Source organism: Helicobacter himalayensis (assembly GCF_001602095.1).
Taxonomy (GTDB): domain Bacteria; phylum Campylobacterota; class Campylobacteria; order Campylobacterales; family Helicobacteraceae; genus Helicobacter_F; species Helicobacter_F himalayensis.
The window spans coordinates 1-11,497 of the sequence record NZ_CP014991.1 but is presented as its reverse complement, the minus strand read 5'-3'; the positions used below and the strand labels follow the sequence as shown (position 1 = coordinate 11,497).

The window sequence follows — 11,497 nt, the reverse complement described above, 5'->3', positions numbered from 1 at the left end:
TAGCATTACATTCCAAGCTTATAATTTTCATAGATTTTCAAAAAAGCGCATTATCTTGCGTGTGTTTTTGAAAGCTTGGTAGCTTGAATTTTTCCTTGATTTTTCCTTGATTTGCTAATCTATCAAGTATCATTTCATAATAAGGTTTATGTAATTCACAGCTTAGCCATTGTCGTTTAAGGTTTTCACATAGCATAATCTCTCCACCACTTCCACCAAATAAAATAAACACAGAATCTCCCTCATTAGTGCAAGATAAGATAAGCATTTCTACAAGTTTTAAGGGGATTTGACAAGAATGGAAAGTTTTATCTTTGCTTACATTTTTTACTAAATCAAAATAAAACCACGAATAAGGCATTCTGCCCTTATGCCCATCTGCTAGTCTTTGCAAGATTCTTTTATCTGTTGGATTTTGATAGGGCAGGGCAATATTGTCTTTATAGAAATGATTTTCTTTGCTTTTTGTTGCGTGCAAAATACTTCTGTGTGCAGTTGTAAGTCGCCTTTTACTATGCCCTACATTTGTATTATACACCCATACATAATCTTGCACATCATAGCTGATAGAATCCAAACATTTCACGCGCAAATACGCATTTTGCTTAGGATAATTCATCATAAAAAGATTTCCACTAGGCTTTAAAACCCGCATAGATTCTTGTGCCAACTCACAATACCAAGCGATATAATCTTCCCATTTTTGCGTGTATTTCGAGCCATTATAGTTAATACCTACATTATAATCAGGATCACCATAAATCATATCTAGGCTAGAATCAGGCAGAGACTTTAGGACTTTTAAAACATCATCATTATAAAGTGTGTTAAGCTCAATCATTTTTACCTCACTAAAACATATTCACACGATTTGAGAAATTTTATAGAATCTAAATGCAAAGGTTTTTCAAAAGTATAAGCCCAAAGCTTGAGGCTATCTTCATTGCGGACTAAATACACACAAATAATTTGCTTAAAATCTAAACCAGAATTGTAATAATAGAGATAAAAGGGTGATAAATTTGATAAATATTAAAATTTTTTGGTGTTCCGTTTTTTGCTTCAAAGATTCCTATAACACCTTGATATTCAAGGGTTAAATCAATTTCGATTTGTTGGTTTTGTGCAATGATTTCTTGGGTATCAAAATAATAATGTAAAGTTGTTTTTGTGCGGTGTGGAAAATAGGTTTTAGGGCGGTTTTCTATACTTAGATTCTCAAATTCTAAATCTGCTCCAAACAAAAAATGGTGCAAAATCCTTTGATTATTTGCCACGCTTAAAATATTGCTTTCACTATCATTATATTCATTAAGCAAACTCTTTTTATACTGCCATTTTTTGGAATCTTGCAAGGATTCAAAGCAATGATAAAGCTTGTTTATGCCCTTAATAAATTGATGATACCCCTTGCCTAAATGTAAAACACATATATCATTTGCTTGGAATATGCGGGGTAATTTTTCAATAGAATCTAATTTTGTTACATCAAAAGGATTGCCAAAGTTGTGTTTTTTACATATTTCTTTCACTAAATCATTGTGAAAAATAAAATTATTTTCCTTTTGACAATGTTGCCACAGAGATTCTAAAACCAAATGTTTTTTATTTGCCATTTTTTTATTTTAACCCTTTCTCCTTTCTTCTAGCACTTTAGATTCCACTTAACTTTTTTTAAGCCTACTCCTCAATATAATTTTTAAGCTTTCTGCCGACTTTTGGGTGTTTAAGCTTTTTAATCGCGCTGGATTCTATCTGGCGCACACGCTCACGCGTTACATTGAGTTCTTTGCCAATTTCTTCTAATGTGCGGTCGCTCTCATCATCAAGCAGTCCAAAGCGCATTCGGATAACCGCCTTTTCTCTATCATTAAGCTGCTCTAGCACCTCATCAATTTGCACTTTTAAATCCTCTTTGAGTATAAAATCCATCGGTCCCATCAAGCTTTTATCCTCCACAAAATCCCCAAATTTCCCATCATCGTCATTGCCGATAGGTGCTTCAAGGCTTATAGGCTCTTTGGTGATTTTAATGACATTTTTTACCTTATCCACCGGCAAACCCACTTCCTCGGCGATAAATTCCACATCTGGCTCTTTACCATTTTCTTGTATGTATTTACGCATAATTTTGTGGATTCTATTAATCGTTTCAATCATATGTATCGGAATGCGTATCGTGCGCGCTTGATCGGCTATCGCACGTGAGATCGCCTGCCTAATCCACCAAGTAGCATAAGTTGAAAATTTAAAGCCTTTTTTGTATTCAAACTTATCAACTGCTTTCATAAGCCCAATATTTCCCTCTTGTATCAAGTCCAAAAACGGCAATCCACGATTTGTATAGCGCTTTGCGATACTCACCACAAGGCGCAAATTTGACTTTGCCATTTTTGCCTTTGCTGTATCAGAGATATTTTTTCCACGTTTTATTTGTTCTAAAATTTCTTTCAATTTTTCAGGCTCTAGGTTAAAACCCCCCTCACTTGCTTCTTTTGTTTGAAAGAGCTTCTTTAATTCCACATACACGCTTACCATTGTCGTTTCTGGCACGCTTGCAGCGATTTCATCACGACTCATATTTGTAATATTTGCGAGAATCTTTTGGTGATTTTGTATCAATGTTTCGTTAAATAATGGAAGTTTATATTCAAGACGTTTGAGTTCTTTTTCAAAGCCATTGCCACTTTTTAATGTATTTTCCATTGCTTTTACAAGCTCATTTATGAGCTTACTTGTCGGTCCTAAATCAAGCAATCTATCTTTTAGAATCTGCTTTTTATGCGCCAAAAGTAAAATATACACAAGCCCATCTTCATCAGTCTTTGCATTTTCTTCCTCAGAATTTAGCACTTTAAGCCAATCTTTTTTGGCTTTGTCAAGCGCTTTGAAGTTTTCAAGTACCTTTTCTATACGCTTTTGATCTTTTTTACTAATGACTTTTTTTCCTACATTTTCCTCATCATTTTCAATCTCTTCTGTCTCATCACTTTCCTCTTCGCCCTCATCTTCTTCTTCATCAAAACTTTTGAAAAGCTCTTTGACACGACGTTCTCTATTAATCAGCGCATCTTTATAATCATAAATAAAATCAATCAAATATGGCACAGAGCAAATCGCATCTAAAATCGTGCTTTCGCCTAGCTCGATTTTTTTTGACAAATCAATTTCCTCTTCCTTTGTCAAAAGTGGAATCTGTCCCATCTCGCGCAAATACATTCTCACCGGGCTATCGCTTCTGCTCCATTCTAACAACTCGCGCTCTTTGGTGAAGTCAAACTCCTCCTCCAACTCCTCATCTAAAATCTTTTTGCGCTCTTCTTGGGATTTGATTTTGTCCTCGATATTAAGTTTTTTTGCCGCCTCAGAGGAAGAAAGCAATTCTTTTTTGTATTTTTTTGCCATATCACGGATTTTTTTTACCTGCACACTTGTTGGGGCTTTGGTGAGAATCTGCGCGATTTTTTCATAAGTGATATAGCTACTCTCCTCTTCTTTGAAAAAAGATTCTAAGCTTTGCATAGCCTCTTTTGTCTTTTTATTTTGTTTATCCGCGCTTTTGCTTTCGTCATTTAAATCAATTTCTAATTCTTCATCAGTAAAAATATCATTTTGCTTTGCCATTGTCGTATCCTTTCAAAAAGTTTTTAGTCCTAAGAATCGGCGAGTTTTTTAAAAATTTTTAGAGAATCTGCCAAAAAAAACTCCAAAATATTTTACTTCAAATCCGCCCAATTATCCCCTATGCTTACAGAGCATTTCAACGGAACTTTGAGCGTATAGATGGAATTCATTAAAGATTCTATCTCTGGAATAAAATTCTGTGCTTTTTCTTTTGGTGCTTGGAAAATCAGCTCATCATGTACTTGAAGCAACATTTTAAGTTCGCTATGCTGATATTTTTTGTAAATTTTATACATACAAAGTTTAATCAAATCCGCCGCACTTCCCTGAAAAATACAATTTATCCCCTCACGCAAATAATTTGCCTTCATAAATTCCGTAGCGCCTTGAAAATCAAAATACCGCTTGCGTCCTAAAAGTGTTTGTGTATAGCCATTTTCTAGTAAAAATTCTTTTTGTTTTGAAAGATAATCTTTCACCGTTGGAAAAAGCTCAAAATAGCTATCAATATACGCCCGTGCCTCTTTAAATTGGATTTTTAGCGTCTGGGCGAGCTTCTTAGCACCCATACCATAGATAAGCCCGAAATTTATACTTTTTGCAATGAATCGCTTTTGCTGGGCTTGAGATTCTCCAAAAAGCCTTAGTGCGGTTTCATAATGAATATCCTTATCCGCCTTAAAAGCCTCCAAAAGATGAGAATCTTCGCTAAAATGCGCCAAAAGTCGCAATTCTATCTGAGAATAATCAACGCTTATAAGCTTGCAATTTTCCTGCGCGATGAAGCCCTCACGCACCTTGCGCCCATATTCACTTCTTACAGGGATATTTTGTAGATTTGGTGCTTTTGAGCTTAGTCTTCCCGTCACCGTGCCAGTTTGTAAAAACGAAGTATAAATCTTATGTTCGCTATTTTGTTTGGCATATTTTAACAGTGGCTCTACATAAGTATTTTTAAGCTTATTCATTTCTCTATATTCAAGCAGGCAAGAAATCACAGGGTGAGAATCCACAATATTATTGAGCGTTTGCTCATCTGTGCTTAAGCCTCCTTTCACACTGCGCCCGCTTTGCAAGCCAAGCTTATTGAAAAGAATGTTTGAAAGTTGTTGGGGGGAATTGATATTGAAATTTTCTCCCACATAGTCATAAATCTTATAAGTAAGGTTGCTAAGAATCTTTGTCAAGCCCATATTAAGCTCTTCAAAAAGCAAAGTGTCAATTTTAATGCCCTCCATCTCCATTTGCATCAAAACATTTATAAATGGAAATTCTAGCTTCCTTGCAAGCTCTAAAATACTTATCAAGCCTCTTCTTTTACATTCAGATTCTAATTTTTCATACAAACAAAATGTCGCCACAGCATCTTCTGCGGCATATTTTCCCGCGATTTCTAAATCAATATCTGCAAAAGTTTGCTTCTTATCCACCACTTCATCAAAACTTAGCATTTTGTAATCAAACCACTGCAACATTTGCTTATCAAGTCCCACAGGCTTTGCACTATCAAAAAGCCACGCAAGCACCATTGTATCGATAATCTCACCTTTTGGCTTAATCCTAAAATTTTGCCAAATGAGTGAAATATCAAATTTAAGATTATGCCCGATAATGGTATGAGTGAATATTTTTTGAATCGCCTCTTTTGCCACTTTTCTTGATATTTGAGGACCAACGCTCAAATAAGTATGTCCAATTGGCACATAATAGCCTTTTTGGGAATCCATACAAAAGCTAAAGCCGACGATATGCGCTTCTTTTGTATCTAATCCGTCAGATTCTGTATCAAAGCCTAGTAATTGACCCTCTTGTAGAGAATCTAGCAAAGTAAAAAGTCGCTCTTGTGAGCTCACTACTTCCCATTCATACACAAAGTTTTTTCGTAATTCTTCAGTTTCTTTTAACGCTTTATCAAGGGATTTTTTGGGTGTGAAATAATGAAACTTTGGACCTTGTATCTTTGTCAAAATGCCATTAAAATCATATTTGTGCAATTCATCAACAATCCTTAAAAGTGGATTCTCCTTTGGCATCGCACACGCGCTAAAATCCACATTTATATCAATATCTTTAACAAGTGTGACAAGTTGTTTTGACAAAAATGCATCTTCTTTAGAATCTAAAATAATCTTAGTCAAACGCGGTGTTAGCACCTTTCCAATCTCATCACTGCGCGCATACATAGATTCAATACTGCCAAAATGTTTGATAAGCTTGCACGCGCTTTTTGAGCCTATACCTTTCACACCCACGACATTATCGCTACTATCGCCCACCAAACTTTGATAATCGATAAATTCACTCGGTAACACGCCAAACTTTTCCTCGCACTCATTTTCCCTAATCTCTATTTTTTTGATTGGATCATAAATGTAGGTGCGGGAATCTATGAGTTGATAAAGATCCTTATCATGGCTGATAATACACACATCTAAATCTTTTGTGTGTGCTTTTTGTGCAACGCAAGCGATAATATCATCAGCCTCATAGCCTTCAATGCTAATATTTAAAAAGCTCATTTGCTCAATCCACTTAATTGCAATTGGTAGCTGTAAAAGCAAATCTTGTGGTGTTGGTTGGCGGTTCTGCTTATAGCGAGGATATAGAATTTTGCGACGATTTACCCCTCCTCCTTCAAGAGCAAAAATAATATAATCACACCGCCCAGATTTATAAAGGGAATTAAGCAAATTACAAAATCCTAAAAGCAAACCCGTAGGAAAGCCTTTTTTATTTTTTAGCGGAGGTAGGGCAAAAAATGAACGAAAAAAAAAGCCAAAAGTATCGATGATGGTGATAGTTTTCATAAAATGCTATACATCAAGGTGCTTGACATCTTTTGCATGGTTTTGGATATAAGCCCTTCTAGGCTCAACCTCATCTCCCATAAAAAGTGTAAAAATTTCATCAGCCTTTATATCATCTTCTAAACTTACGCGTAAAAGCGTGCGATTAGTCGGTGTCATAGTTGTTTCCCATAGTTGCTCAGGATTCATTTCGCCCAAACCTTTATAACGTTGAATATAGGCATCTTTTTTTGCGCTAGATTCTATCTCTTCAAGCAAGGTAATCATATCCTTATCTTTTAAAAATTCTAAATCCCTTTGCTTGATTTTTTCATAAATAAAGCGCGCTTCTTCATACAAACTATCACACCATAAGTTTTCATTGACTTCTAGCTCTACTAAGCCTGTGCGCGTTTGCACATAGAGTTTAAGAAAATCTTGTGCAATGACTTTATTAAGAATATTGTATTGCTTTGTTTGCAAAAACTCCTCTATATCTTTGTAGAGTTTTTGATAATCATCAGTTTGCAAATGCGGATTCTCAATAAGATATTTCACAACCTCTATCATAGAATGGCGCTTTTCAAGTTCTTTTAAGATAAAGCGATAATGCGAGATAAATTTAAGAATCTCTAAAAGTTCGGCATTTCCTACACCTTCAAAGCTAAAGTTACTAATGCCATTTTCAATGAGATATTCGCTTAACGCCTTTTCATCTTTGAGATAAATCTCTTTTTTACCCTTTTTAAAGCGGTAAAGTGGCGGTTGCGCGATATAAATATGCCCATTTTCAATAAGCGGCTTTAAATAGCGGTAAAAAAATGTCATCAAAAGCGTTTGTATATGACTTCCATCAACATCAGCATCTGTCATAATGATGATTTTATGATAGCGCAATTTTTCTAGGTTAAATTCCTCACCAATCCCACACCCAAAGGCTGTAATCATATTTTTAATTTCATCACTTTTTAGAATCTTATCAAGACGCGATTTTTCCACATTAAGAATCTTCCCACGCAGTGGCAAAATCGCTTGATAACCTCTATCGCGTCCTTGCTTTGCACTACCCCCTGCAGAATCTCCTTCTACTAGATAAATTTCAGATTCTGTCGGATCTTTACTTTGACAATCGGCTAATTTTCCCGGCAATGTCCCGACAGAAAAGTTCTCTTTTTTACGCGTCAAATCCCGCGCTTTTTTGGCTGCTTCACGCCCACGTGCCGCCATTATGGCTTTTTGCATTATGGCTTTTGCATCATTTGGATTCTCTTCAAAGAATTTTGAAATCTTCTCATAAGTGAGCTTTTGCACAATTGGCTTAACAAAAGAACTTCCAAGCTTGCCTTTTGTTTGTCCTTCAAATTGTGGTTCGATGACTTTTGTAGAAACAATCGCCACTAAGCCCTCACGCACATCATCGCCTGTGATTTTGGAATCTTTCTCGCGCGCATTGGCGTTGGCATCAATATATGCCATAATCGCTCTACTAAGCCCCGCGCGGAATCCTGCTTCGTGCGTGCCACCTTCTGGCGTGCGAATATTATTTACAAAGCTTAATACTTTTTCATCATAACCATCATTGTAAGCTAGCGCGATTTCAACCTCGACATCTTGTTCTAAAGTTTCAAAAGTGATGATTTGTGAAACAAAAGGCTTGTGATTGAGATCTTGGACAAATTGCAATAATCCACCTTCAAAATGATAGATTTCCTCAAATGCAGAGTGCTCATCATAAAAGCTAATTGTGACATTTTTATTAAGGTAAGCAATCTCTTTAAACCGACGTGAAAGTGTCTCTTTATTAAACTCTAATACTTCCATAATTTCAGAATCTGGAAAAAATTCTATCGTTGTTCCACGCTCATTTGTCTGTCCGATAATTTCTAAATCAGTTTGTGGGATTCCCTTTGCAAACTCTTGGCGGTAAATATTGCCATCTTTTTTAATCGTCATAATAAGCTTACTTGAAAGTGCATTTACCACTGATACGCCCACACCATGCAAGCCACCCGAAACTTTATAAGAATCTTGGTCAAATTTCCCACCTGCGTGCAAAACGGTTAAAACAACCGTTGCTGCTGGCATATTTTCCGTTGGGTGCATATCTACTGGGATTCCGCGTCCATTATCTTCAATAATCGCACTTCCAGATTCTGTCAAAGTTACACGAATATGCGTGCAATAACCTGCCATCGCTTCATCGATAGAGTTATCCACCACTTCATAAACCATATGGTGTAACCCGCCTATATTCGTATCACCAATATACATTCCCGGACGTTTGCGCACAGCTTCAAGTCCTTTTAGGACCTTGATATTACTTCCTTTATATTCTTTTGGTAAATCTTGCATATGCTTCCTTTAGTTAGTTTTCAAAGCTTTAGAATCTTTAAAATTGTGGGGATTGTCCCCAAAGTATGAGTTTTAAAGAATAATTGGCATAATGATGGTATTAAAATTATTATCAATGAGTGTTATTGGCATATTTGTTTCATTGAGTGCAAGGGTAAATTTCGCACTATCAGTTTGCTTGATAAAATCAATCAAATATCTAGAATCTATCCCGAAAATAAATTCTTCAACACCTGTGTTAAATTCCATTTGCGTAGAAGCTTTGTGATTTTTATCACTCAGAGATTCAAAGAGAATTTCATTTGGTTGGAGATTAATTTTGATTTTATCAGAAAGTGATTTGACGACATTCACAGCTTCTAAGAAAGCATCTTTTGGAAGTTCGATGGTGTTTTTGAACTCTTTTGGAATGATTTTTTCATAATCTGGATATTTTCCACTAATAACCTTACCAAAGAAAGTAAATTGCTCACATTTGGTGATGATATGCGTTTGATTGTAAAAAATTTCAAGCTCTGTTTCTTTTTTTGTAAGTTTTAAAATCTCATTAATTGAGCGCTTAGAAATAATAAGTGTTAAGGTATTAATGCCTTGACTTTCATATTTTACAATTGCTAGACGTCTTGTATCTGTCGCCACAAAGTTGAAAGAATATTCTTTAATATCAATCAAAGCGCCATTAAGTTCGTATTTTGGGTTATTTGTATCCACTGCAGAATTAATTTTATCCATAGAATCTAAGAATTTAAAAGATTCAATATGCAGTTTTTGGTTTGCTTCATATTCTGGCAAACTTGGGAATTCTTCGACATTATACATTGGCAAATCAAGCTTTGAGCGTCCTTGTTTGATAAGGAGTGTATCATCTTTTGCTTCTAATGTGATTTCCTCGTCTTTGAGATTCTGAATAAAGCGTAAAACATCTCTTCCGTTTGCTGTTGCTTTGCCTTCTTGTTCGACTTTTGCTTGAATCTGCGCTTGTAAAGCGATTTCATAATCTGTGGCTTTGATAGTGAGCGTATTATTTGCAAAGCATTCAAAATAAATATGTGCAGTGATTTGGGACATATCTCTTTTTTCTAAGAAATTTTGGCAATTTGCGATGATATTTTCAAACGCAGTTTTTTCAACGCTAAGTTTCATTGCGACTCCTTGTGTGGTTTATTTATAGAATCTTTAGTAGTAGTAGTAGTAGGCTTAGTGAAAATGTGAAATCTTGCTCTCTTTTTCGTATTTTAGGCGTTTTTAGCTTCTAAAATTTTTACATAAATGTTGAGCTTTTTTCACATTTATTCACTTCTCTCTAAATCCTACTTGCACTTTTTTAGTTTCAAGATTCTCTATATTAAATGCTTTAAAAAGATGTGGCGGGCATTATAGCTTATTTTGTTTGTGAGTTGCTTTAAACTTCGGAAATATTGTCATTTTTTACTTTATTTTTGATTTCTTCAACGATGTTTTTAAGGTTTTCATCGACTTTAATTTTTTCTTTGATATTTTTAAGTGCTTTGCTTATGGAGCTGTGATCTTTCATATTGAGTTTATTTGCAAGTACAGGCATAGAATTGAGCGTAAGTGTATGCGCGATATAAATAACAATGCGTCTTGCATATGCCACACGCTGGCTTTTTTCTTTTGAAGTGATTTCGCTTGGCTTGACATTAAGTTCCCTTGCCACCACATTTATAACCTTATCAATGGTGATATTTTCTTGCGTTTCTTTTTGGTAGGATTTTACAAGGCTTTTTGCAATATCAAGTTTTGAGCTGTTTGGATTGAGGTTTGATTGCAAATTAATATTATGCAAAATCCCCACAATTTGGCGGATATTATCAATCTTTGTGGCTATATAGTTTATCGTTTCAGAATCTAGTATTACAGAGTTCATCTCGCATTTTGTTTTAATGATTTGGATTTTAGTATCAAGTCCAGCATTTTCAATCTGCACGATAGCGCCAGATTCAAAGCGTGTGCGTAAGCGTTCTTCTAATCCGCGGATTTTCCTTGGTGGCTGATCGCTTGTAAGCACGATTTGCCCATTATTTTGTTTGACTTCATTAAAGGTGTGGAAAAACTCCTCACACACATATTCTTTTCCACCAAAAAACTGCACATCATCAATAAGTAAATAATCACAAGTCCTGTAAGTTTTGCGGAATAAATCCATTGAACGTTGCGTTTTGCGTAGATTAAAATCATTTAAAAACTGCTCGGCTGTGACATAAATCACAACTTTATTTTTTTTCACTACAAAATTTGTAATGGCATTGAGCAAATGCGTTTTTCCAACGCCTGTTTGCCCATAAATTAGCACAGGATTATAGCTTGCTTGATGCTCGCAAATAGTTTTGGCAATAAGCAGAGCATTTTGATTTGAGTTTCCCATCACAAAATTTTCAAAAGTTTCACTTTCATTATAATTTATCACAGCATTTGATTGTCTTTGTGGTGTTTTATTGTTTTTTAAACTTTTCACATTTTGTTGGGATTCTTTTAAAAGTATGTGAATTTCTGCCCGAATCCCTGTGATTTTTTCCGCACAAAGCTTGAGCTTTTCAATATAGTTTGTCTCTATCCAGCTTGCGATAAAAATATTTGGTGCATAAAGCTCGATTAAGTCCATTCTGTTGGAGTTTTCATCGTATTTTAAGGGTTCAAAATAGCTTTTAAACTCATATTCTGAAATCTCTGTTTTTAGCTGATTTAAAACCTCAATAATATACATTTTTTCTCCT

At 35.2% G+C, this 11,497-nt stretch carries 8 protein-coding genes; all 8 read right to left on the bottom strand.

Annotation, left to right across the window (positions count from 1 at the left end; genetic code table 11):
* Positions 1-37: 37 nt before the first annotated feature.
* Positions 38-841 (bottom strand): DNA-methyltransferase, encoded by an 804-nt coding sequence (locus A3217_RS00035; RefSeq protein ID WP_231860242.1) that lies wholly within the window; start codon positions 839-841, stop codon positions 38-40.
* 2 nt (positions 842-843) lie between these two features.
* Positions 844-960, bottom strand: a complete 117-nt coding sequence (locus A3217_RS09635) for a hypothetical protein (protein WP_417935350.1) — start codon at positions 958-960, stop codon at positions 844-846.
* A gap of 20 nt (positions 961-980) precedes the next feature.
* Positions 981-1,616 carry a type II restriction enzyme gene (locus A3217_RS00030; protein WP_231860241.1) on the bottom strand — a complete coding sequence of 212 codons (636 nt, stop codon included), beginning with the start codon at positions 1,614-1,616 and terminating at the stop codon, positions 981-983.
* Positions 1,617-1,680: 64 nt separating this feature from the next.
* Positions 1,681-3,624 carry an RNA polymerase sigma factor RpoD gene (gene rpoD, locus A3217_RS00025; RefSeq protein ID WP_082807815.1) on the bottom strand — a complete coding sequence of 648 codons (1,944 nt, stop codon included), beginning with the start codon at positions 3,622-3,624 and terminating at the stop codon, positions 1,681-1,683.
* A 92-nt stretch (positions 3,625-3,716) separates the two neighbouring features.
* Positions 3,717-6,431: a DNA polymerase I gene (polA, locus tag A3217_RS00020; RefSeq protein ID WP_066386492.1), complete on the bottom strand. Its 2,715-nt coding sequence runs from the start codon at positions 6,429-6,431 to the stop codon at positions 3,717-3,719.
* 6 nt (positions 6,432-6,437) lie between these two features.
* Positions 6,438-8,762 carry a DNA topoisomerase (ATP-hydrolyzing) subunit B gene (gyrB, locus tag A3217_RS00015; protein WP_066386491.1) on the bottom strand — a complete coding sequence of 775 codons (2,325 nt, stop codon included), beginning with the start codon at positions 8,760-8,762 and terminating at the stop codon, positions 6,438-6,440.
* Positions 8,763-8,834: 72 nt separating this feature from the next.
* On the bottom strand, positions 8,835-9,905 hold the full coding sequence (dnaN, locus tag A3217_RS00010; protein WP_066386488.1) for a DNA polymerase III subunit beta: 1,071 nt from the start codon (positions 9,903-9,905) through the stop codon (positions 8,835-8,837).
* A 259-nt stretch (positions 9,906-10,164) separates the two neighbouring features.
* Positions 10,165-11,487 (bottom strand): chromosomal replication initiator protein DnaA, encoded by a 1,323-nt coding sequence (gene dnaA / locus A3217_RS00005; RefSeq protein WP_066389625.1) that lies wholly within the window; start codon positions 11,485-11,487, stop codon positions 10,165-10,167.
* Positions 11,488-11,497: the final 10 nt, after the last annotated feature.